The organism is Nostoc sp. JL34, assembly GCF_017114945.1.
GTDB lineage: Bacteria > Cyanobacteriota > Cyanobacteriia > Cyanobacteriales > Nostocaceae > Nostoc.
Map to the genome: position 1 here is coordinate 110,771 of NZ_JABXKQ010000015.1, position 21,807 is coordinate 132,577.

Consider the following 21,807-nt stretch of genomic DNA (forward strand, 5'->3'; position numbering starts at 1 on the left):
TACCAAAGTGTCCGCCGCAAAAAAACTGCTAACCTCTGCCAAAGGCAACTCCTAACAAAAAAAATTTCCTGATCTTCCCCTCGCTGAAGGGGCAAGAGCGGGGTGAGGGGAAGTTGCACGAAACGTGATTTGATAATTAAAAAGAGTGATTTCAGGGAAGGATAAAATTATGTCTTACGCTCAAACGAAGACTCAGAGCAAATCTGGGTATAAAGCCGGGGTTCAAGATTACAGACTAACTTATTACACACCGGATTACACACCAAAAGATACCGATCTTCTAGCTGCGTTCCGTATGACACCTCAGCCTGGTGTTCCTCCCGAAGAAGCAGGTGCGGCTGTAGCGGCTGAATCTTCCACAGGTACTTGGACAACTGTGTGGACAGATTTGCTCACCGACCTCGATCGCTACAAAGGTCGTTGCTATGATATCGAACCAGTTCCCGGCGAAGACAACCAGTACATTTGTTACGTTGCCTATCCTTTGGACTTGTTTGAAGAAGGTTCTGTAACCAACGTATTGACCTCAATTGTTGGTAACGTATTTGGTTTCAAAGCTCTGCGCGCACTGCGTCTAGAAGACATCCGTTTCCCAGTAGCTTACATCAAGACCTTCCAAGGGCCTCCTCACGGTATCCAAGTTGAGCGCGATAAATTAAACAAATACGGTCGTCCTTTGTTGGGTTGTACCATTAAGCCCAAATTGGGTCTTTCCGCTAAGAACTACGGACGCGCTGTATACGAGTGCTTACGCGGTGGTTTGGACTTCACCAAAGACGACGAAAACATCAACTCCGCACCATTCCAAAGATGGCGCGATCGCTTCTTGTTCGTTGCTGAAGCAATCAGCAAAGCTCAAGCTGAAACCGGTGAAATCAAAGGTCACTACCTCAACGTGACCGCCCCCACCTGTGAAGAAATGCTGAAGCGGGCTGAGTACGCTAAAGAACTCAAACAGCCCATCATCATGCATGACTACCTAACCGCAGGTTTCACCGCTAACACCACATTGGCTCGTTGGTGCCGCGATAACGGTATCTTGCTGCACATTCACCGGGCTATGCACGCTGTAATTGACCGTCAAAAGAACCACGGTATCCACTTCCGTGTATTGGCTAAAGCCCTACGTTTATCTGGTGGCGATCACATCCACACTGGTACAGTAGTTGGTAAGTTGGAAGGTGAGCGCGGCATCACAATGGGCTTCGTTGACCTGTTGCGTGAAAACTACATTGAGCAAGACAAGTCTCGTGGTATTTACTTTACCCAAGACTGGGCTTCTCTACCTGGTGTAATGGCAGTTGCTTCTGGTGGTATCCACGTATGGCACATGCCCGCCCTAGTAGAAATCTTTGGTGATGACTCCGTACTACAATTCGGTGGTGGTACTCTAGGACACCCTTGGGGTAACGCTCCTGGGGCAACCGCTAACCGCGTCGCCTTGGAAGCCGTTGTTCAAGCTCGTAACGAAGGCCGCAACTTGGCTCGTGAAGGTAACGATATCATCCGCGAAGCTGCCAAGTGGTCTCCTGAACTGGCTGTTGCTTGCGAACTGTGGAAAGAAATCAAGTTCGAGTTTGAAGCAATGGATACCGTCTGATCTGGGTTAACAGTTAAGAGTTAAGAGTTAAGAGTTAGGATTTGCATTAATTCATAACTCATAACTCATAATTCATAACTCTTTAGGGCTGGGGTCAAGCATGAATCTTAAGCAAATTGCGAAGGACACAGCCAAAACTCTCCAAAGCTATCTGACTTATCAGGCTCTAAGGACAGTATTGGCACAGCTAGGCGAAACAAATCCTCCATTAGAACTTTGGCTGCATAACTTTTCGTCTGGCAAAATTCAGAATGGTGAGTCATTCATTGAGCAACTGTTGCAAGAAAAACCAGATTTGGCTTTGCGAATCATGACTGTCAGAGAACACATTGCCGAAGAAATTGCAGAATTTTTACCGGAAATGGTTCGCACTGGCATTCAGCAAGCCAACATGGAACAGCGTCGCCAGCATTTAGAACGCATCACACGAATAGACACATCTAACCCCAGTCTGCAACCAGAACAGCAAACAACTTCAGATCAGAATTTGGATAACTTATCCAATTAGTTCGGTCAATCTACTAGTACAAATCGCAACCCATTATCAAAAGCTATGCAAACTTTACCAAAAGAGCGTCGTTACGAAACCCTTTCTTATCTGCCCCCTCTGTCTGACGCTCAAATTGCCAAGCAGATCCAGTACATTTTGAATCAAGGTTACATTCCAGCGATCGAGTTTAACGAAACTTCTGTGCCAACAGAATTATATTGGACAATGTGGAAGTTGCCTTTGTTCGGTGCTAAATCTACTCAAGAAGTACTGAGCGAAGTTCAAGCATGTCGTTCTCAATTCAACACCAGCTATATCCGGGTTGTGGGTTTTGACAACATCAAGCAGTGCCAAATTCTCAGCTTTCTAGTTCACAAACCCAACAAATACTAAGCCTAGTAAGTTGGAATTAATCATGGGATAGTTGAAGCAATTTGTCTATCCCTGTATAGGAGAGGTAGAATTATCTGCCTCTCCTTTTTTATAAATAGGTGTTCTTAAAAGCCCCCAACACCCCTAACCCCTGGAGCGTTTGCGTCAGCAGGGGGTGGGGTTCTTTATTTTTGATTTATGCAAGAGGTCTATTTTAACGTGAGTTCGATGAACCTCTCCCTCCCAGCCTCCCTTTCCGTTTCCGAGAGGGAGGAGAAACCAAAAATTAAGCTTTTTGCTCCCCTCTGGGCGTCGGAGAGAAGCTGGGGAAGAGGTCAAATAAGACTTGTCGAACTCACGTTATTTTAAACTTTTGCAAAGCATGGTGATACGGGTAATAATTAAATGCCCCCCTATGGGATATGCTTAAAAGTAATTACCAGAAAACATTTAAGACATATCCCCCATGAAAAAGGGATAAATTACCTTTAAGAAACACCGACCGGAGCATGATGAACAGGCTTCATCTCTTTCACAGTTTGAGAAACCCTGTGTTTGCGCGGCTTTACGCGGCTCAAACCACCAATTTATTAGGGGATGCGCTGACTTGGGTAGGTTTGGCTCTCCTTGCTTTCGAGTTAGCTGGAGATAATAGCGCGATTGTACTTTCCTTTGCTTTGACGTTGCGGATCGCTGCGTTTGTCTTGCTGTCTCCCTTGGCAGGAGCTTTAGCTGACCGTGTTGACCGCAAGTCGATACTGGTAGCAACGCATTGTGTACGGATGGTTCTTGTCAGTCTGTTACCTTTTGTGACGCAAGTGTGGCAAGTGTATGCCCTAATATTTGCTCTTAACGTCTTCAATGCCTTCTTCACGCCGATTTACCAAGCTACAATTCCTTTGGTGACGGGTGAGAATGATTATGCAGGTGCGATCGCTCTTTCCAGTGCCACTTACCAATTATTAGGAGTACTTGGCCCTGGTGTTGCTGGCAGCGTCGCCGCTTTCATCGGTGCGAGACAAGTTTTCTTTTTGGATGCCGTAACTTTCTTTGTAGCGGCAGTATTGATTTTTACCCTACCTGGTCAGTTAAGAGTAGAGCCAAATCAACAGCCATCAAGTACGAGTGCTAGAACCTGGCGAGATATCAAAGACGGTACAAACCGCCTTTTTAGTGATCCACCCATTCGATATGCTCTCTTCATGCAGTTGGTTGCATCGATTGCTGGAGCGCAGATTTTGGTCAATACCATTGGCTATGTCCAGGGGACACTGAAACTAGGAAATGTTCAGTACGGCTGGGTAATGGCTGCTTTTGGTATCGGTGCAACCCTTTCAGCAGTGGCTTTTGGTGTAATAAGTCAACGCTTTTCCAGAAGTTCCTTTATGCTGTTCGGTGGAGTTTTGATAACTTTGTCCCTACTACCTGCAAATTATGCTTCTTTGAGTGGATTGATGATTTTGTGGCTATTGGCTGGTTTTGGACAAAACTGTGTGAATTTACCCACCCAAACATTGATTGCAGATCGCATTCCCCGTGATGCTCAAGGACGTGTTTACGGCGCCCACTTTGCTTGGAGTCACTTGTGGTGGGCAATTTCCTATCCCTTAGCTGGGTGGCTAGGAAGCAAATTTCCTGAAGGTGAATTCCTGTATGGGAGCTTAATTGGTTTAGGATTGCTAGTTGTGGTGCAACTTGCCCTAAAGCCCCCAGTTGATGAATATGAACACGTCCATGAAAATATGTGGCACGAACACTTACACGTCCACGATGAACATCATCAGCACAACCATCACCAGGGGATACTAGAGTCCGAACCCCATACCCATTCTCATCAACACAAATTGATCCGCCACTTTCACCCCTACTCTGACACCTGACAAAGTAATGACGCTCTTTCGCGCCAATGCCTTTGCTTGGAAAGAATTTTAGGTTTTGTAGAGATATACACCAGCGAGTATTTGCTGACATTTGGGCATTTAACCCTCACCATCTAATGCATTATCCGAAGCGTCCCGGTTGGTGGGAGAATAAAGACGAGAAATGATGCAAGTCTTGTGTTATCTCCAGCCCAAAGGAATCTGTAGAAATGTGGAAACGAATTGTATTAATTTTGCTATTGGTGTTGAGCTTCAGTCTGAGTAATTCTGATGTAGCTGCTGCGAGTGGACTCAAAAGCTTTGTAGACACTAGTGATGGCTATCAGTTTTTATATCCTAACGGCTGGCTGCCAGTTAAAGTTGCCGATGGGCCAGATGTGGTTTTCCACGATTTAATTGAGGTGTCTGAAAATGTTTCGGTTGTGATTAGCCCAGTTCCAGAAGGCAAAACCTTGTCAGAATTAGGAACCCCAACAGAAGTAGGATACAAATTAGGAAAAGCGGCTCTTGCGCCTCCTGACTCTGGTCGTTCGGCTGAATTAGTCAATGCCGCACAGCGAGAAGTAGACGGTAAAACATACTACCTTTTAGAGTATGAGGTTAATCTTCCCAATCAACAGCAACGACACAACATCGCCAGCGTTGCTGTTAGCCGTGGTAAACTTTTTACCTTCAACGCCTCAATTCCTGAAAAACGCTGGCAGAGAGTTAAACGGATGATTGATGAGGTTGTTAATTCTTTTTCTGTTTATTAATTGGGGAATGGGGAATGGGGAATGGGGAATAGGGATAGAGAATATATTTAATCACCAATGCCCAATACCCAATGCCCAATTAACAAATTTTTCTAAAATCTCATGAAAATTCCACCTTTTGTACTTGCTTCAGCTTCCCCAGCCCGACGCCGCTTGCTGCAAACTGTTGGTATTGAACCGATAGTTCAACCGAGTGACTTTGATGAGTCGCAAATTGAACTGAGTGAACCAGCAGAATTGGTCAAAACTCTTGCCCAGTATAAAGCAGAAACTGTAGCCCCACAGTTTGAATCGGCTTTGATTATGGGTTGTGATTCTGTTTTGTCCATAAATGGTGAAATTTATGGCAAACCAGCAGATACCTCTGAAGCGATCGCTCGTTGGCAGATAATGCAAGGTAACTTTGGCGACTTGTACACAGGTCACGCCTTAATTGACCCTGACCAAAACCGTACTTTAGTCAAGTCTCAAGTTACAAGAGTTTACTTTGCTCAAATGAGCGAGAAGGCAATTAAAGCATACGTTGCCACAGGTGAACCCCTCAAGTGTGCTGGAGCCTTTGCTATTGAGGGTTTTGGTAGTTTCTTCGTGGAAAAAATCGCAGGCTGCCACACCAATGTCATTGGACTCAGTTTACCCCTGCTGCGGCAGATGCTAAGTGAATTGGGATACGATGTCACTGATTTCTGGCAATAGTCCCTTGTCTAGAGTTATTAACCAATGACAAATGACAAATAACTAATAACTAAATTGCCTGATATTGAGTATTGCTTCGCCATGATCTGGAACCCACGCTAGCCACTCATCTGCTGAAACCGGACACAATAAAAGTGCTTCGTCAAAACTAAAGGGGTTGGGAAGTTGCAAAAGGTTTACCCAAGTAGAAGCTCTGAACCTCTGTAAGCCTTCCAGATTGTGCCTTCTTGCTTGCACAACAAAATCTGGTCTATGAGAATCTAGTTTCATAGCTTTCTATTAGCCTTAAAAAATGGGCTAATCTAAAATTATTTCTGTAACCTAGACTACAAAATAAATAATCCTTGTGAAAAGCATCTGTCTTATAAATTTACGTTGGCTGGGTGTAAGTGTTTGCTTATATTGCAGACCACAACAGGTATGGCACTACAGGTTGTAGACTGGCCACTAGATCGCATTCCCAACTAGAATATGTCATTTACTTCTATGCCCTCGCTGCGTGAGCAACAACATCCCCTAATTCGTCAGCTAGCTGATTGTATTGAGGCAGCTTGGCATCAGCACCTGGATTTATCCCCCTACCATTTGCCTGATGAGTTGGGGTATGTGGAAGGTAAACTAGAAGGCGAAAAACTGACGATTGAAAATCGTTGCTATCAAACGCCCCAGTTTCGGAAAATGCACTTGGAACTGGCAAAAATCGGAAATATGCTGGATATCTTGCACTGCGTCATGTTTCCCCGTCCAGAATACAACCTGCCGATGTTTGGTTGCGATTTAGTTGGGGGTAGAGGTCAAATTAGTGCAGCGATCGCAGACCTTTCTCCGATTCAAGTAGAACGCACCTTACCAGAATCTTATACTTCGGCACTGACACAGCTAACGGTGCTTAACTTTTCCCAACCCCGTGAATTACCTGAATGGGGAAATATTTTTTCGGATTTTTGTATCTTTGTGCGCCCCAGTTCTCCAGAAGAAGAAACAATGTTTCTCTCGCGGGTGCGAGAATTTTTAGATATTCATTGCATCCAAGCGATCGCCTCACATCCTGTTTCAGTTGAACAAGTCACACAAAATATCGCTGGACAGCACAACTACTGCACCAAACAGCAGCAAAACGACAAAACCCGCCGCGTACTAGAAAAAGCTTTTGGCCCAGCTTGGGCAGAAAATTACATGACCACAGTTTTATTTGACCTGCCAAATTAATCATCCTCCTGATCTTCCCCATCTCCCTCATCTCCCATATCTGTAGGCTCTGTTACGTTTTCACGTAACGGATAAATGTAGAATTCATTCAACGAGAGTTTAATGGAGTCCAAAAACAGCAGCAGGGAGAATAGTAAGGTCTTTGAAGCGAATATTACAATATGGTTTGTTGTCTTGGTAGATGCAAACAACTAGAGACAGCTAACTCATTGACCAGAAAGTTAAGGAAACTCCGATGTTAGGAATGCTCAAGTTGACAGATATTTTTTAGTTAGTTAATCGTTGATTCACTTAAGGAAGACTAACTTTTGTAGCAAGATTGTATCCAGCAAAGGCAACAATCTATTTTTGATATTTCTTTTCAATTTTGTGACTAACTATAACCGTAGTGAATGTAGCAGTACAGTACCGCATCATACCAATTTAGGATTTTGTCTAGAGACTTGATATATCGTGTCTCTACATCTAGATTCATACTGCCTGTGAATTCTGCTAACTCTCATTGCACTCATATCTCAATAATACTCACAGTTATTGAATAGCCAGCTAATATAGCGCTTCTGTGTTTCAATACAGACCTAACAAGAACAGCCCTTTTCCTTGTAGGGAAGAGGAGTAAGCCTCAAAGCCTCTCTCCTTTTAGAAGAGAGGTTTGGAGAGAGGTCAAAGTATATTGCATACAAAGAGAAGCACTATAGAAAACACCATTTTGCAAAGCCATAGTGTTGAGCGTTCATCACACAATGGATTTTTAAGCCATACCCAGCTTTAAACCACTGTTGTTTGTCCTAAACGGCTGGCTGTTGATTAAAAACCCTTTTATTTTTACTTCCATCAGCACAATTCAGGTAAACGGGCAACATACTATGTCAAGGGTGACTGAAAAGCCAAAGCCAAGTGAGCAGACACTTAATCGTGAACAACCTAAGATTTGGTGGGGTATTGCTGTAGCCGTGCCAATAGTAATCGCCGCTGGGATACTAGGTACAGCCAAAATCGAGCAGTTGAAAAAACTAACTACATCTGCACCCATAATGCCATCGACCAATAGTATTAGTGCTGTAGGGCGTTTGGAACCGCGAGGCGAAGTTGTTAAATTGTCCGCCCCATCATCAGGATTAGCACCATCGTCACGAATTCAGCAACTTCTGGTGAGAGAAGGTGAACAGGTAAAGCAAGGTCAAATTGTGGCAATTTTGGACAACCGTGATACCCAAATAGCCGGACTACAAGAGGCAAAAGCCAAAGTGCAAGAAGCCCGTGCGAACTTAGCACAAGTCAGGGCCGGATCTCCAAGAGATATTCAAGCCCAAAGAGCAGTTATTGCTCGCCTACAAGCGCAGTTAGTTGGGGAAAGGGATGGTCAACAAGCAACGATCGCCCGGATTGCAGCTCAGTTAAGTGGTGATAAACTTGTCCAACAAGCAACAGTAAATCGCCTAGAAGCTGAACTCAGTGGGCAAAAAGAAGCTCTCAGAGCAACGCTTACACGTATTCAAGCCCAACAGCGGAATGCTCAAGTCGATGCTGGACGCTATGACTTTTTATACAAAGAAGGTGCAATTTCTCAGCAAGAGCGGGATAGTAGACGCCTGAGTGCAGTAACTTCTAATCAGCAGGTGGCTGAAAGCCAAGCTACCCTAAAGCAGACATTGGCAACCTTGCGACAGCAACTTGCTGAGGCTAGAGCTAACCAAATACAAAATTTAGCAACTTTGCAACAGCAGTTAATCGAAGCTAGAGTTAATCGTGACAAAACTTTAGCAACTTTGCAAAGACAAATCGATGAAGAAAAGGCTAAACTGAGCAGAATTTTAGATGTTAGTCCTACCGATGTGCAAGTAGCGCAAGCCCAAGTTAGTAATGCGATCGCAAATGTCAGAAAAGCCGAAGCAGAACTAAGGTTAAGCTACGTTCAAGCACCAATCGCTGGAGAGATTTTAAAGGTTTACACCAAATCGGGTGAAGCAATCGGTGCAAATGGCATTGCTGAAATTGGTCAAACCAGCCAAATGTTTGTGATTGCTGAAGTTGCCGAAGACAGCATTGGTAAAGTGCGTATTGGTCAAAATGCCACTATTACTAGTGATAATGGCGCATTTAGCGGCGAATTAAAGGGAACTGTCACTGAAATTGGCAGAAAAATTGGTAAAAAAGATGTGCTGAATACAGATCCAGCAGCAGATGTGGATGCCAGAGTTGTAGAAGTTAAAATTGCTCTGCCTCCAGAAGATAGCCAGAAAGTTTCTGGTTTAACTTACGCCAAAGTTGTTGTGGATATTAATAACTAATTAAGTTGTAGGTGAGCAGTAATCACAATTTGTAATTTGATATTTTGGATTTGAAATATTATTCTATAGTCTGTTTAATCAATTTTAAACATTCTATTAATCCGGTACGGGTGTCACCATAATGGGTTGAAAATCTAAAATCGCTACACTTGTTGAGACGCCTATAAAATGAATCAAAAAATACCTCTGTCGTGGCTACAATTGACAAGGGAAAAAACTCGCCTAGCTGTGGCTTTAGCAGGAATTGCTTTTGCTGATATTTTAATGTTTATGCAACTCGGCTTTCGGGATGCTCTGTATTATAGTAACGTTCGATTTCATAACAGCTTGCAAGGTGATATTGTTTTAATTAATAGTCAATCTAACGCCATATTGGCGATGAGAAGCTTTTCTCAACGACGGTTATATAAAGCTTTAGAGCTACCCGCAGTCCAATCAGTACATCCGATATATTTGGACTTTACAATCTGGAAAAATCCTGTAACAGGCCGTCCTCGGAGTATCCTAATTTTTGGAATGAACCCAGAAACTAACCTAGTTAACTTACCTGGAGTTCAAGAAAATTTAGATAAACTTAAACTACCTGATGTAGTTTTATTTGACCGTTCTTCTAGGGTAGAGTATGGCCCGATCGCTGCTAATTATGACCAAGGAAAGCCTGTAACAGCAGAAGTACGAAGGCGGCGAGTTAAAGTAGAAGGGCTATTTACATTAGGCGCATCATTTGGCGCAGATGGTAATTTAATTACAAGTGATATAAACTTTCTACGAATATTCAATAATCGTCAAAAAGGATTAATTGATATTGGGCTAATTAGATTAAAGCCGGGAGCTGATGCTAACGTTGTTGCTCAAGAATTACGAAAGTATTTACCTCAGGAAGTAAATGTTTTAACTAAATCAGAATTTATTGACTTTGAGAGGAGTTATTGGGCAAATAGTACAGCTATTGGCTTTATTTTCACATTAGGGACTGTCATGGGTTTCATTGTGGGGACTGTGATTGTTTATCAAATTCTTTATACAGAAGTTGCAGATCATTTAGCTGAGTACGCTACCCTCAAGGCGATAGGTTACACACAAAACTATTTATTGACGGTAATTCTTCAAGAAGCTTTATTATTAGCAGTTTTAGGCTATTTTCCTGGAATAGTTTTTGCCTTCTTTATGTATAACAGTGCCAGAAATGCAACACTTTTACCAGTTTTTATGAGTTTTGAGCGAGCGACAATGGTATTGATTTTGACTATATTAATGTGTATTATTTCTGGTGCGATCGCAGTTAGGAAATTACGCTCTGCCGATCCAGCAGATATCTTTTAATAAATGTTGAATCAATTAAAAGATATTAATGATTATCTCCAAATATCATTAATAATTAAGCAAAAAAATTTTCTGACAATCACTATATTTAAGCTTGAGAAAGGCTAATTTATAACCAACACAATCATGATGGAAAAAGAACCTGTAATCGCCATTAAAAATCTCAACCACTACTATGGCAAAGGCGCACTGAGAAAGCAGATATTGTTTGATATTAACCTAGAAATTTATTCTGGTGAAATTGTAATTATGACCGGCCCATCAGGTTCAGGTAAAACAACATTACTGAGCTTAATTGGTGGTTTGCGGTCTGTACAAGAGGGAAGTTTAAAATTTTTAGATGAAGAACTGGTTGGCGTCAGTCAAAACAAACTAGTGCAGATGCGACGCAACATTGGTTATATTTTCCAAGCTCACAATTTGCTAGGGTTCTTGACAGCCAAGCAAAATGTGCAAATGGCAGTAGAATTGAATGATAATATTTCTCAAGCAGAAGCAGTGGCTAAATCAAAAGCCATGCTAGGGTCTGTTGGTCTAGAAGAACGAGTTGATTACTACCCAGACAATCTTTCTGGTGGACAAAAACAAAGAATTGCGATCGCTCGCGCCTTAGTGAATCGTCCCCCCCTGGTGCTAGCAGATGAACCAACAGCAGCATTAGACAAACAATCAGGACGCGATGTTGTAGAAATAATGCAGAGTCTGGCCAAAAATCAGGGAACTACTATCTTATTAGTGACACACGACAACCGTATTTTAGACATAGCTGATCGCATCGTAGAAATGGAAGATGGTCTTTTAACTCGTAATTCCTCAAATACAGTTATTCAGTCATGATTTCAAAGTGAGAAATCACAATTCATAACTAAGCTCGACTTTATCCATTTGCTTTGCAACGCGATCGCTTCAGATGAAACCTTTGTGAGACAGGAGTTTTACTTTTTTAACTTCATCCATCATCGGTGATGTGGAAAAAGTATTTGCCAAAAAACCAGGGTTTTGCCGGAGAAAGAAAACCGAGTTCTTAATTTTGGATAAAGTCGAGCTAAGCTGTGATGCAAATAAATATTGCCTAATTACTAATGACTAATGACAACCATAATTTATTGTCTAGCCGAGCCTGATTTTTTCATTCCAGGTGACTTTGGCTGAGTTGGGGTATTTGGTTGGCGAGTAGTACGAAAAGTTACATTCACGCCTTCATTCGATTGTTCCAGCACCAGTAAAGGCGTAGGTTTAGCCTTTTGATCCCAATGCATGGTAGCAATCCGACCTTGAATTATTGGTTGCCAACTATCTTCGTCTTCTATGGGGCTTAGGTAAGTTTCTACACAGTCAATAATTTGACTAATAGTTGCAGAAGTTGCTTGCGTCGGTAACTTCATTAACCGGATTTGAATGCGAAACAGCACTCTCTTAGCAGAGTTCCCTGGACTACCAGTTTCATACTCTACATCAAAAATTTCATCTACTTGCCGTCCAGCGCTATTAGCAATTCCGACTGATCCAAGTTGTGCTTGATTGGGACGCAGGGCTTGAGAAATTTTTTCTTTGATCTGAATCTTCACTTGATTAAGAATTGCAAAATGAAACACCTCCTCTGACATCCGCATTCGCAGATAATCCAGGTTAAAGTCCCGTGAGTTGACTAAATCGGGATTAGTTTCCATTTTGCGAATTGTTTCCAGCGCCAGCTTAAACTTTTTCTCTAGTTCTCGTGCGCGGAATTGTTCAAACTTGAGTTTTTTCTCCAGCTTATCCTTCTGGAGCTTACTATACACAATCAAAGCAATCACCGCTAAAGCCAGTCCTCCAGAAGTTACCAACAATAATGGTGGTATTTGAGGATTACTTGCTGGCACTTCCTGGGATGCCTTTTTAGTCTTTGTCCCGGAGGATTGGGCAAGAAACATTGAAGTGGACATGGTTGGAAACTGAAAAACTTGACTCCTGATGTTTAGGATGCCCAAATATTCAATGCCATCTTGCTGTATCATTAATATTTTTTACAAACCGCATATGTCCAGACATTTGAGCGTCCCTGCCCTGTCTGAGGTTTCATCTACAAGCTTCAGCAATATTCGTCTGATAGCCACAGATATGGATGGTACCCTGACTAGACGAGGAAAATTTACTCCTGCACTGCTGCAAGCTTTAGAGGATTTAGCGGCAGATGACATTAAGGTGCTGATTGTCACAGGACGTTCTGCTGGGTGGGTGAGTGGATTAAGTAGCTTGATGCCAGTAGCAGGTGCTATGGCAGAAAATGGCGGTTTGTACTTTCCACCTGGCAATCAGAAACCAGTAGTCTTAACACCCATCCCCGATTTAGCCAAACATCGCCAGCACTTGGCTACGACTTTTGAGAATTTACAAACTAAATTTCCCCAAATCCAAGAATCTGCTGATAATCAGTTTCGCATCACCGACTGGACTTTTGATGTAGCTGGTTTGCGTGACAACGAACTACAAACCCTAGACAATCTCTGTGAACAAATGGGTTGGGGATTTACTTATAGCAATGTGCAGTGTCACATTAAACCCCAAGGGCAAGATAAAGCTGTGGGATTGTTGCAGGTATTGCGCGAATATTTGCCACAGTATTCATCAGAACAAATTGTGACTGTGGGCGATAGTCCCAATGATGAAAGTTTATTTGATCGGCGTTATTTTCCTATTTCTGTAGGCGTGGCGAATGTTGTGGAGTATCTGAATCAGTTGAAATATCAGCCTGCTTACATTACCACTGCTGCCGAAGGGGAAGGATTTTGTGAGTTATCTAGTTATATTTTGAAAAGCTTACACATCCTAAGTTAAGGAGAGGTAGAGTTGTTCTACAATAATCTCGTAGCACTGATTTTACAACCATGACGGCTACTTTACCTGTTAGTGTCGAATCAGAAATATTTTACCCCAGTGCTGATGGTCAACCAGTGGCAGAAACTTACGACCACCTTTATGCCTTACTAACTAACTTAGAAGTCCTGAAACAGTATTTGGCAAATCGTCAGGCAACAGTATTAGGAAATCAATTTCTTTACTATGCACAAGGTTTTCCAAAATTGCGGGTAGCCCCAGATGTGATGGTGATTTTTGATGTTGCACCCGGCGGTCGGGACAACTATAAAACCTGGGAAGAGGGTCAAGTACCCACAGTTATTTTTGAAATGACATCCTTTGGGACAAAGGGACAAGACGAAATCTTCAAAAAGACCCTCTATGAGCAGCTAGGTGTCAAGGAATACTGGCTATTTGATCCTAAAGGCGAGTGGGTGGAACAACAGCTACGTGGCTATCGCCTGCGGGGAGAAATCTACGAACCTATAGAGGATGGACACAGCGAACCGTTACAACTGCGCTTGGTGATTGAGGGAAAGCTAATTGGGTTTTATTCTGAGGATACAGGGGAAAAATTACTGATCCCTGATGAACTGGCACAGGCTTTAAGGCAGGAAGTTTTAGCAAGACAGCAGGCAGAAGAACTGGTAGAACAGGAACGACAACGAGCAGAACAGGAACGACAACGAGCAGAACAGGAACGTCAACGAGCAGAACAGGCAGAATTGCAAATAGAACAATTGAAGGCGAGGTTGCGATCGCTCAATGTAGACCCCGATACTATTGAGTAACATACACCAGAAGTTGCTATAGCTACGGCCGTCGTAGACATGGTAAGTGTTATAAACAAGTAGACAATTTGTTACCTGTGTTTTTGCTACATTTATTACCTGAGACAGAATACAATAGATGAATCTCTAGCGCGTTTCAATCTAGTAATTCTCAACAATACTAATTTAATTGAGAAGACTGTTTTATACAGTAATTCCCAAACAAAAGTGAATCAAAGGATAAATAAACCGCCAGCCTTTTAAGCACTTAGAGACGCTAAGAGATTAACAGATACTTGAAAGAGTACAGGTTAGCGTTTTATTTCCTACTTCCACTAGAAAGTCCAAGACCAATGTCAAGTCAAGAATTTACCTTTAAATATTGAGGTATAAAATTATGCAGGAAATTGAAAGATTCTTTGGTAACTTGTTCAGTGGCATAATCAACCGCTTTAAGTATTCTGCGATGGACACTGCCGATCGCAAAATGAGAGAAACTATCGACGACCAGATCGAACAACGGCGACAAAAATCTAAACCCAAAGACCAAGAAGACCGGGAGTAGATAGGTATTTTGAGTTTAAGAGAAGAATAGCGTTGCCTAATTGTTGAGTGGGCAGCGCTATTTTATCGCCCTCATTTTGTCAACAAACCACAACTCTTCAGAATATGCTAACCTAGTATGGTTAACTAATCTCGCACATCTAAGAATTCGGGTGTTTCCCGATTGGGAAATGCACTTGGATGGAGGTTTAACCCGAATCGGAGTAAGAAAATATATGCCAGTCGTTTCATTGGCTCAAATGATGGAGTCAGGGGTTCACTTTGGGCATCAGACCCGGCGTTGGAACCCAAAAATGTCTCCTTACATTTACACTTCCCGCAATGGTGTACACATTATCGACTTGGTGCAAACTGCCCAGTTGATGGATAATGCTTACAACTATATGCGATCGCACGCAGAACAAGGGAAGAAATTTCTTTTCGTAGGTACTAAACGGCAAGCAGCTGGAATTATTGCCCAAGAAGCCAGCCGTTGTGGTTCCCACTACATTAACCAACGCTGGTTGGGCGGAATGTTGACCAACTGGGCAACGATCAAAACACGAGTAGACCGCCTGAAAGATTTAGAACGCCGTGAGGAAACTGGCGCACTAGATTTATTACCGAAAAAAGAAGCATCAATGCTGCGTCGGGAAATGACCAAGCTTCAGAAATACTTGGGTGGCATTAAAACAATGCGGAAAGTCCCCGATATTGTGGTAATTGTAGACCAACGGCGGGAATATAACGCAGTTCAAGAATGCCAAAAGCTGAATATTCCTATTGTATCCATGCTGGATACAAACTGTGACCCCGATGTAGTAGATATCCCCATCCCAGCCAACGACGATGCTATCAGGTCAATTAAGCTGATAGTCGGAAAATTGGCAGATGCCATTTATGAAGGTCGTCACGGTCAGCTGGATGTTGAAGAATATGACGAAGATTACGAAGGCGGTGAGTATGACGAAGACTACGAAGAAAGCGAATATACTGACGCCGTAATTCCCGACGAGGAAACAGAAGAATAGTGCTGAGTCAACAGTGCTGTTAGCGGTAGCAGGGCGTTTAGCCCGTGCTGAGTAAGATAGAAAGACTCAGCAAATTGGATAGTGCTGAGTCTTGATTTTTGAAGTTGTAAGTTGTGATTTGTCAATGAAGAATAAAATTGATAACTGAACACTCAAAACTCAGCACTCAAAACCCAGCACTCAGTATTAAATTAGGTGAGTGATTACAACTCGAGGTCAAGTTAGGAATTGAGGCAACATGGCGGAAATATCTGCAAAACTCGTCCAAGAGCTACGCCAAAAAACTGGTGCCGGCATGATGGACTGCAAAAAGGCGCTGATAGAGACTGAAGGCAACGTAGAAGAAGCCGCAGACTGGCTACGCAAAAAGGGCATCTCTAAGGCGGGAGCAAAAAGCGATCGCATTGCGGCAGAAGGTCTAGTAGACACTTACATTCAGCCCGGATCTCGGGTGGGTGTACTCATAGAAGTCAACTGCCAAACTGATTTTGTTGCTCGTAACGAGGCTTTTAAAGCTTTAGTTAAGAACCTAGCAAAGCAAGCAGCGACAGCTGATAGTGTTGAGTCTTTGCTGGCTCAACCCTATATTGAGAATGAAAGTGCGACTGTAGAAGAATCCATCAAGCAAACTATTGCCACCCTTGGTGAAAACATCCAAGTGCGCCGCTTTGTTAATTTTGCAATAGCAAAAGACACACAAGGTGTAGTAGACAGCTACATTCACACTGGCGGTCGAGTTGGTGTATTGGTAGAACTGGGTTCCCAAACTGAGTCAGCGGCTGCTAATTCAGAGTTTCAAACCTTGGCACGGAACACTGCAATGCAAGTTGCGGCTTGTCCCAATGTCGAGTATGTGAGCGTAGACCAAATCCCCGCCGAAATTGCCCAAAAAGAAAAAGACATCGAAATGGGCAAGGATGATTTGGCGAACAAGCCTGAAAACATCAAAGAAAAGATTGTTCAGGGACGGATTGAAAAACGCCTGAAAGAATTGACTTTGCTCGATCAGCCTTACATTCGCGATCAGAGTATTTCCGTGGAAGACTTGATAAAGCAAGTGAAGGCACAATTAGGCGAAGAGATTCAAGTGACTCGCTTTGTCCGTTATATACTGGGCGAAGGCATTGAAAAGCAAGAAATGAGCTTTGCTGATGAAGTCGCTGCACAAATGGGCGCCAAGTAATATTAGTCATTGGTCATTGGTCATTAGTCATTAGTCTTTACCAAGGATAAATGACTAATGACTAATAACTCTTTAAAAAACAGGTCAGGTTATTCGCTTGACCTGTCTTTTATTTAGTAAAAGACGCGAAATATCGTATTTAATTTAAAATCTAAAATCCTTTGGAAATTTATCCTAAAATAAATTTGTACATTTGTACTATGTAATGGTTCAGATGGGCAAGAACTAAAAGATATGGCAAGAGCAATCGAACGAATTGAACGGGATATTGCAGCACTGGAAGAAGCGATCCGCGCGATCGCAGTAGAACTACAAAGGGCTTATGCTAGTTATCTAAACACCTTGGGGCTAGCTGTACGCAAACAGTTGATTCTCGCAAGTTACCACCTCTGTACCCAAGGATATCCCGAAAACTTTCTGCATTTGTCATTGAATCAGCGCCAACAATTGCAACAAGCTATCCGCAAGTTGGGTCAACTCGCAGCTGAACAATTGCTCATTTATATTAAAAGTGAAGAATCAGGGAAAGATGAGGGAGATGAGGGAGATGAGGGGGATGAGGGAGATGAGGGAGACGAAGGGGATGAGGAGAATGAGGAAGTAACATCTTCTTCATCTTCACTATTTCTGGACACCTCTAATTCTCAGTATCTCACTGCCAACACCTCCGATCCTATAGAACTGGCAAAATGGCAACAGAAATTAGAAGAGGCCGCGCAAGAGATACTGAAAAAGCTTTCGCATGATGCTAATCTTTTGTTACAAAAAGCTGGAGTATTACCGAAAAAATTACCAGAACCGATTTTAGCAGCAGCGGCGGCGGCATCAGAAGCATCTGCTGAGGTAATGCCAGGGCCACCCAATTTATTAAACTTAGTAATTGAAATTGAAAATGAGCAGCAGTCAGAAGATTCTGGACTGACGCAAATCATGGCTATTAACCTGCGGTTAGGAGAAATTGAATTTGCTGATGTGACACTTTCCTCTGAGCGCAGGCAAATCCGCAGTATCTTAGTTCAGTTAAACAAGCTTGGACGAGAGTATAAAAAGAGATATAAAGAAAAGGCAGTTGCTGAAGCTGAAGCTGCATGGCGTGCTAGTTGGTTTGAGAATTAGTCATTTGTCCTACCCGGCGGGAAGCTGCTGGCGCGTCTATGTCCTTTGTCCAGAGTCAAATGACCATTGACTAATGACTAATAACTAATGACCAATGACTAATGAAAAACCAGACTGGATACGATTGCACAAAGCCTTGGCAATAGAAGCCGAGCGTGGCTTCACAGACTTGATGGGCAGAGAATACCGTTTCAGTGAATTTCTGAGCCTAACTTTGGGCAAATTCCCAACAGGCTTACCCCAAACTGAACGCCGCCGTTGGCAAGGACTAGCGGTGCAATTTGCTAGTTATCCACATCTAGCACTGGAAGAAAGACAACATTTAGTAGCAGAGACTCGTAGGTATCTTTCCCAATTACAGCAAGAGGAGCAACGGAAGGAGGAGCAGGGGGAGCAGGGGAGCAGAGGAGCAGAGGAGCAAGGGAGAATTTATCAATCCAAAATTAAAAATCCAAAATCTCCAATTGTTACTGAGGTGAGTCGGAGACTTGCACCGAAAATTGAGCAAAAACTCAGTGATTTACCAGAAATAGGTTTTAAAAAAGCTGATAATTTGGCACGGCTTGGTTTACATACCGTCCGCGACTTGCTTTTCTACTATCCTCGTGACCATATTGATTATGCGCGTCAGGTGAATATCCGCGAGTTACAGGCGGGTGAGACGGTGACAATAGTGGCTACAGTGAAGCGTTGCAACTGCTTTACTAGCCCTAAAAATCAGAAATTATCAATTTTAGAACTAGTAGTAAAAGATAACAGCGGTCAAATCAAAATTGGTCGTTTTTACGCAGGTACACGCTTTAGCAGTCGCGCTTGGCAAGAAAGTTTAAAACGCCGTTATGCAGTAGGTAGCATTCTGGCGGCCTGTGGATTGGTGAAAGAAAGTAAATATGGCTTGACACTGGATAATCCAGAATTAGAGGTTTTGGCAAATCCGGGAGATACGATTGAGTCGCTAAATATTGGGCGGGTAGTGCCAATTTATGGACTGACTGAGGGCGTGGTGGCAAATACAGTGCGACAGGCGGTAATTGCTGCTTTGCCTGCTGCGGCTAACCTGAAAGACCCTTTGCCAAGTGGTTTGCGGCAGAAGTATGGTTTGATGGAATTGAAAGATGCGATCGCTAATATTCATTTTCCCAGCGATAGCGCCGCCCTGCAAGTTGCCCGTCGTCGCCTAGTTTTTGACGAATTTTTCTACCTACAACTTGGGTTACTGCAACGTCAACAGCAAGCAAGAGCGATTCAAACCAGCGCCATCCTTGTCCCACGCGGTCAACTTGTAGAGAAATTCCACGAAATACTGCCTTTTCAACTCACTGGCGCACAGCAACGAGTTCTCAACGACATTCTCAACGACTTACAAAAATCTGTGCCAATGAATCGTTTGGTGCAAGGTGATGTCGGTTCTGGTAAAACGGTCGTCGCCGTGCTGGCTATCCTCGCAGCAATTCAATCTGGCTACCAAGCAGCGCTGATGGCTCCCACAGAAGTTTTGGCAGAACAACATTATCGCAAGTTAGTTAGCTGGTTTAATCTACTGCATTTACCAGTGGAATTACTTACAGGCTCGACTAAAGCTGCGAAACGAAGACAAATACATTCTCAGCTAGGAACTGGTGAATTACCTTTGTTAGTAGGAACCCATGCGTTGATTCAAGACCCTGTAAATTTTCAGCAATTAGGGTTAGTGGTGATAGATGAACAGCATCGCTTTGGGGTAGAACAACGGGCACGTTTGCAGCAAAAAGGCAATCAACCTCATGTGTTAACTATGACAGCTACCCCAATTCCCCGAACCTTAGCACTGACCATACATGGGGATTTGGATGTGAGTCAAATTGATGAGTTACCACCAGGACGGCAAAAGATTCAGACAACAGTATTGTCAGGCCAGCAACGCAACCATGCTTATGACCTGATCCGCAGAGAAATTGTCCAAGGTAGACAAGTTTATGTGGTTTTGCCCTTGGTAGAAGAATCAGAAAAATTAGATTTGCGATCGGCTGTTGACGAGCATCAAAAGCTACAAGAAAGTGTTTTTCCTGACTTTCAAGTAGGGCTGCTGCACGGTCGCATGAGTTCAGCTGATAAGGATGAAGCGATTACCAAATTTCGTGATAACCAAACGCAGGTTTTGGTTTCGACTACTGTTGTTGAGGTAGGTGTAGACGTACCTAATGCTACAGTTATGCTCATTGAAAATGCGGAGCGATTTGGTTTATCGCAACTGCACCAACTGCGGGGGCGCGTTGGTCGTGGTGCGGCTCAGTCTTACTGTCTGTTAATGAGCAGTTCCAGAAGTCCTGATGCTCAACAACGGTTGAAGGTATTAGAACAATCTCAGGATGGTTTTTTCATCTCTGAAATGGATATGCGTTTTCGTGGCCCAGGGCAAGTACTGGGAACTCGTCAATCTGGAGTGCCAGATTTTACCTTAGTGAGTTTGGTTGACGATGAAGAAGTTTTACTTTTAGCGCGGCAAGCAGCAGAGAAAATTATAGAGATGGATGCAACTTTAGAGCGCTGGTATTTGATGAAAGAAGAGTTGAAGTATCGGTATGAGCGGTTAATGGGTGGGGCGATTTTGACGTAGTATATTTAAGTATGCGATGTCTACGACGGGCTACGCCTACGCCACTTTTTAATCACGATGTTTGCTGCATTTGATCATAGGCTTCATAGACACCCTTCACGTTGTACCAGTTGAGAAAAATTCGGGCAATTTCTAAAGCCAATTGCGGTTTACCTAAGTTAATTAGCCATTGCAATAACGGAGCCATTGTCCGTTCATTTAGGGCACCATTGAGCGACAAAATCCCCCAAAGTAAGCGATGCAGCCAAGTCATTTGAATCATCATTCGCACTTCCCATGTAGGATGCTTCTGATAAAATAAAACTCCCATTCGCCCGCGTTGAATTTCTTGGTCAATCAATCGGGGAATTTGCTCTAAATTAAATGCTGGATGCCAGTGATATCCGACGGCTTCTGGACATTTAATTAGTGTCAAACCTAGTTTTTTCAGCCGCACTCCTAATTCTAAATCTTCCCAGCCATAGAGTTTAAAACTAGTATCAAAAAGTCCCGCTTTATCTAACCAATGTTTGGGAATTGCTACATTTCCCGTAGCAAAAAAAGCGGCTGAAAAATCTGTGACTTTGTAGGGTTCAGCAGTTGGGTTGTTGAAATTGCAAGTATTAATAACTGCACCGTAAGTGAAAAAGCGATCGCTCCCCAATTTCTCTTTCCCCTGCACTAACGCGTCAGCATGAGCTTGCAGGAAATTCTTCAGCACTACTAAATCGCTATCAATAAAGATAATTGTGTCTCCCTGCGCCTGTTCTACCCCCAAATTTCGAGCCGCAGCTGGGCCAGCATGGTCTTGTTGAAACCAGCGCACATGGGGAAACTCCTCTTGGTGTGCTGCTAACCACTCCAATGTGCCATCAGTAGAACCATCATCCACCAAGACAATCTCGTAACCAGTAACAGAACTTGGCTTATTCAACTCCTGCACCTCCAAGGCGCGGAGGCACTTTTCTAAAATCGGTTGGCGATTATAAGTCGGTATCACAACGCTGAAAAACACAGTCTCACCCACAACACTATCTACCCATCTCCAGGATAGGACAGATGCGACGCTGACACTGTTCCGAATGGCACTAAGAAAAGGGAAAATCATTGAGGCAGCAGGGGTGCAGAGGAGCAG

21 protein-coding genes are annotated in these 21,807 nt (G+C 43.1%); 17 read left to right on the forward strand and 4 right to left on the reverse strand.

Features of this window, described 5'->3' with window-relative positions; all coding sequences use genetic code 11:
* Nucleotides 1–169 precede the first annotated feature (169 nt).
* From HWQ44_RS02215 to HWQ44_RS02240, 6 genes are all read left to right on the forward strand, one after another.
* Nucleotides 170–1,600, forward strand: a complete 1,431-nt coding sequence (locus HWQ44_RS02215; protein WP_292714122.1) for a form I ribulose bisphosphate carboxylase large subunit — start codon at nt 170–172, stop codon at nt 1,598–1,600.
* 100 nt (nt 1,601–1,700) lie between these two features.
* Nucleotides 1,701–2,108 carry a chaperonin family protein RbcX gene (locus HWQ44_RS02220; RefSeq protein ID WP_292714135.1) on the forward strand — a complete coding sequence of 136 codons (408 nt, stop codon included), beginning with the start codon at nt 1,701–1,703 and terminating at the stop codon, nt 2,106–2,108.
* Nucleotides 2,109–2,153: 45 nt separating this feature from the next.
* The gene (locus HWQ44_RS02225; protein ID WP_292714139.1) at nt 2,154–2,483 is read left to right on the forward strand and encodes a ribulose bisphosphate carboxylase small subunit; all 330 of its coding nucleotides are present in this window, start codon (nt 2,154–2,156) and stop codon (nt 2,481–2,483) included.
* Nucleotides 2,484–2,974: 491 nt separating this feature from the next.
* Nucleotides 2,975–4,342 carry an MFS transporter gene (locus HWQ44_RS02230; protein ID WP_292714193.1) on the forward strand — a complete coding sequence of 456 codons (1,368 nt, stop codon included), beginning with the start codon at nt 2,975–2,977 and terminating at the stop codon, nt 4,340–4,342.
* Between the two features lie 209 nt (nt 4,343–4,551).
* Nucleotides 4,552–5,097, forward strand: a complete 546-nt coding sequence (psbP, locus tag HWQ44_RS02235) for a photosystem II reaction center PsbP (protein WP_292714142.1) — start codon at nt 4,552–4,554, stop codon at nt 5,095–5,097.
* Nucleotides 5,098–5,199: 102 nt separating this feature from the next.
* Nucleotides 5,200–5,793 carry a nucleoside triphosphate pyrophosphatase gene (locus HWQ44_RS02240; RefSeq protein WP_292714145.1) on the forward strand — a complete coding sequence of 198 codons (594 nt, stop codon included), beginning with the start codon at nt 5,200–5,202 and terminating at the stop codon, nt 5,791–5,793.
* 42 nt (nt 5,794–5,835) lie between these two features.
* Here HWQ44_RS02240 and HWQ44_RS02245 read toward each other — a convergent pair whose 3' ends face one another.
* Entirely contained in the window at nt 5,836–6,063 is a 228-nt protein-coding gene (locus HWQ44_RS02245; protein WP_292714148.1) for a hypothetical protein, read from the reverse strand.
* 201 nt (nt 6,064–6,264) lie between these two features.
* Between HWQ44_RS02245 and HWQ44_RS02250 the strand changes: the two genes are divergently transcribed.
* The 4 genes from HWQ44_RS02250 (at nt 6,265) to HWQ44_RS02265 (ending at nt 11,453) form a co-directional block, all read left to right on the forward strand.
* Complete coding sequence (locus HWQ44_RS02250) at nt 6,265–7,002, forward strand: phycocyanobilin:ferredoxin oxidoreductase (protein WP_292714151.1); 738 nt, start codon at nt 6,265–6,267, stop codon at nt 7,000–7,002.
* Nucleotides 7,003–7,868: 866 nt separating this feature from the next.
* Nucleotides 7,869–9,293, forward strand: a complete 1,425-nt coding sequence (locus tag HWQ44_RS02255) for an HlyD family efflux transporter periplasmic adaptor subunit (protein WP_292714154.1) — start codon at nt 7,869–7,871, stop codon at nt 9,291–9,293.
* Nucleotides 9,294–9,461: 168 nt separating this feature from the next.
* Entirely contained in the window at nt 9,462–10,616 is a 1,155-nt protein-coding gene (gene devC / locus HWQ44_RS02260; protein ID WP_292714157.1) for an ABC transporter permease DevC, read from the forward strand.
* 126 nt (nt 10,617–10,742) lie between these two features.
* Complete coding sequence (locus tag HWQ44_RS02265) at nt 10,743–11,453, forward strand: DevA family ABC transporter ATP-binding protein (RefSeq protein ID WP_292714159.1); 711 nt, start codon at nt 10,743–10,745, stop codon at nt 11,451–11,453.
* Between the two features lie 266 nt (nt 11,454–11,719).
* Here HWQ44_RS02265 and HWQ44_RS02270 read toward each other — a convergent pair whose 3' ends face one another.
* Nucleotides 11,720–12,541, reverse strand: a complete 822-nt coding sequence (locus tag HWQ44_RS02270; protein ID WP_292714161.1) for a hypothetical protein — start codon at nt 12,539–12,541, stop codon at nt 11,720–11,722.
* A gap of 94 nt (nt 12,542–12,635) precedes the next feature.
* On the opposite strand from HWQ44_RS02270, the gene HWQ44_RS02275 reads away from it, so the two are divergent.
* The 3 genes from HWQ44_RS02275 to HWQ44_RS02285 all read left to right on the forward strand — a co-directional run bounded on the left by HWQ44_RS02275 (nt 12,636) and on the right by HWQ44_RS02285 (nt 14,789).
* Nucleotides 12,636–13,433, forward strand: a complete 798-nt coding sequence (locus HWQ44_RS02275) for an HAD family hydrolase (RefSeq protein WP_292714162.1) — start codon at nt 12,636–12,638, stop codon at nt 13,431–13,433.
* A gap of 50 nt (nt 13,434–13,483) precedes the next feature.
* Nucleotides 13,484–14,245 (forward strand): Uma2 family endonuclease, encoded by a 762-nt coding sequence (locus HWQ44_RS02280; protein ID WP_292714164.1) that lies wholly within the window; start codon nt 13,484–13,486, stop codon nt 14,243–14,245.
* A 376-nt stretch (nt 14,246–14,621) separates the two neighbouring features.
* The gene (locus HWQ44_RS02285; protein ID WP_292714167.1) at nt 14,622–14,789 is read left to right on the forward strand and encodes a hypothetical protein; all 168 of its coding nucleotides are present in this window, start codon (nt 14,622–14,624) and stop codon (nt 14,787–14,789) included.
* Between the two features lie 125 nt (nt 14,790–14,914).
* Here HWQ44_RS02285 and HWQ44_RS02290 read toward each other — a convergent pair whose 3' ends face one another.
* Entirely contained in the window at nt 14,915–15,079 is a 165-nt protein-coding gene (locus HWQ44_RS02290; protein ID WP_292714202.1) for a hypothetical protein, read from the reverse strand.
* Here HWQ44_RS02290 and rpsB point away from each other — a divergent pair.
* From rpsB to recG, 4 genes are all read left to right on the forward strand, one after another.
* Nucleotides 15,004–15,798, forward strand: a complete 795-nt coding sequence (gene rpsB / locus HWQ44_RS02295; RefSeq protein WP_292714197.1) for a 30S ribosomal protein S2 — start codon at nt 15,004–15,006, stop codon at nt 15,796–15,798. The genes HWQ44_RS02290 and rpsB overlap by 76 nt on opposite strands.
* A 238-nt stretch (nt 15,799–16,036) precedes the next feature.
* Complete coding sequence (gene tsf, locus HWQ44_RS02300; protein ID WP_292714170.1) at nt 16,037–16,981, forward strand: translation elongation factor Ts; 945 nt, start codon at nt 16,037–16,039, stop codon at nt 16,979–16,981.
* A 234-nt stretch (nt 16,982–17,215) separates the two neighbouring features.
* Nucleotides 17,216–18,097 (forward strand): hypothetical protein, encoded by an 882-nt coding sequence (locus HWQ44_RS02305; RefSeq protein ID WP_292714173.1) that lies wholly within the window; start codon nt 17,216–17,218, stop codon nt 18,095–18,097.
* 94 nt (nt 18,098–18,191) lie between these two features.
* A complete protein-coding gene (gene recG / locus HWQ44_RS02310; RefSeq protein ID WP_292714175.1) occupies nt 18,192–20,693 on the forward strand; it encodes an ATP-dependent DNA helicase RecG in 2,502 nt (833 codons plus the stop codon).
* A 52-nt stretch (nt 20,694–20,745) separates the two neighbouring features.
* Here recG and HWQ44_RS02315 read toward each other — a convergent pair whose 3' ends face one another.
* A complete protein-coding gene (locus HWQ44_RS02315) occupies nt 20,746–21,699 on the reverse strand; it encodes a glycosyltransferase (protein WP_334727328.1) in 954 nt (317 codons plus the stop codon).
* Nucleotides 21,700–21,807 lie beyond the last annotated feature (108 nt).

What these genes read in the sequence shown, in the direction of transcription:
- HWQ44_RS02270 (WP_292714161.1), bottom strand. Translation starts at nt 12,541, where the DNA reads ATGTCCACTTCAATGTTTCTTGCCCAATCCTCCGGGACAAAGACTAAA.
- tsf (WP_292714170.1), top strand. Translation starts at nt 16,037, where the DNA reads ATGGCGGAAATATCTGCAAAACTCGTCCAAGAGCTACGCCAAAAAACT.
- HWQ44_RS02230 (WP_292714193.1), top strand. Translation starts at nt 2,975, where the DNA reads ATGAACAGGCTTCATCTCTTTCACAGTTTGAGAAACCCTGTGTTTGCG.
- HWQ44_RS02265 (WP_292714159.1), top strand. Translation starts at nt 10,743, where the DNA reads ATGATGGAAAAAGAACCTGTAATCGCCATTAAAAATCTCAACCACTAC.
- HWQ44_RS02305 (WP_292714173.1), top strand. Translation starts at nt 17,216, where the DNA reads ATGGCAAGAGCAATCGAACGAATTGAACGGGATATTGCAGCACTGGAA.
- HWQ44_RS02250 (WP_292714151.1), top strand. Translation starts at nt 6,265, where the DNA reads ATGTCATTTACTTCTATGCCCTCGCTGCGTGAGCAACAACATCCCCTA.
- HWQ44_RS02215 (WP_292714122.1), top strand. Translation starts at nt 170, where the DNA reads ATGTCTTACGCTCAAACGAAGACTCAGAGCAAATCTGGGTATAAAGCC.
- devC (WP_292714157.1), top strand. Translation starts at nt 9,462, where the DNA reads ATGAATCAAAAAATACCTCTGTCGTGGCTACAATTGACAAGGGAAAAA.
- recG (WP_292714175.1), top strand. Translation starts at nt 18,192, where the DNA reads ATGACTAATGAAAAACCAGACTGGATACGATTGCACAAAGCCTTGGCA.
- HWQ44_RS02285 (WP_292714167.1), top strand. Translation starts at nt 14,622, where the DNA reads ATGCAGGAAATTGAAAGATTCTTTGGTAACTTGTTCAGTGGCATAATC.
- HWQ44_RS02255 (WP_292714154.1), top strand. Translation starts at nt 7,869, where the DNA reads ATGTCAAGGGTGACTGAAAAGCCAAAGCCAAGTGAGCAGACACTTAAT.
- HWQ44_RS02275 (WP_292714162.1), top strand. Translation starts at nt 12,636, where the DNA reads ATGTCCAGACATTTGAGCGTCCCTGCCCTGTCTGAGGTTTCATCTACA.
- HWQ44_RS02240 (WP_292714145.1), top strand. Translation starts at nt 5,200, where the DNA reads ATGAAAATTCCACCTTTTGTACTTGCTTCAGCTTCCCCAGCCCGACGC.
- HWQ44_RS02245 (WP_292714148.1), bottom strand. Translation starts at nt 6,063, where the DNA reads ATGAAACTAGATTCTCATAGACCAGATTTTGTTGTGCAAGCAAGAAGG.
- HWQ44_RS02280 (WP_292714164.1), top strand. Translation starts at nt 13,484, where the DNA reads ATGACGGCTACTTTACCTGTTAGTGTCGAATCAGAAATATTTTACCCC.
- rpsB (WP_292714197.1), top strand. Translation starts at nt 15,004, where the DNA reads ATGCCAGTCGTTTCATTGGCTCAAATGATGGAGTCAGGGGTTCACTTT.
- HWQ44_RS02220 (WP_292714135.1), top strand. Translation starts at nt 1,701, where the DNA reads ATGAATCTTAAGCAAATTGCGAAGGACACAGCCAAAACTCTCCAAAGC.
- HWQ44_RS02225 (WP_292714139.1), top strand. Translation starts at nt 2,154, where the DNA reads ATGCAAACTTTACCAAAAGAGCGTCGTTACGAAACCCTTTCTTATCTG.
- psbP (WP_292714142.1), top strand. Translation starts at nt 4,552, where the DNA reads ATGTGGAAACGAATTGTATTAATTTTGCTATTGGTGTTGAGCTTCAGT.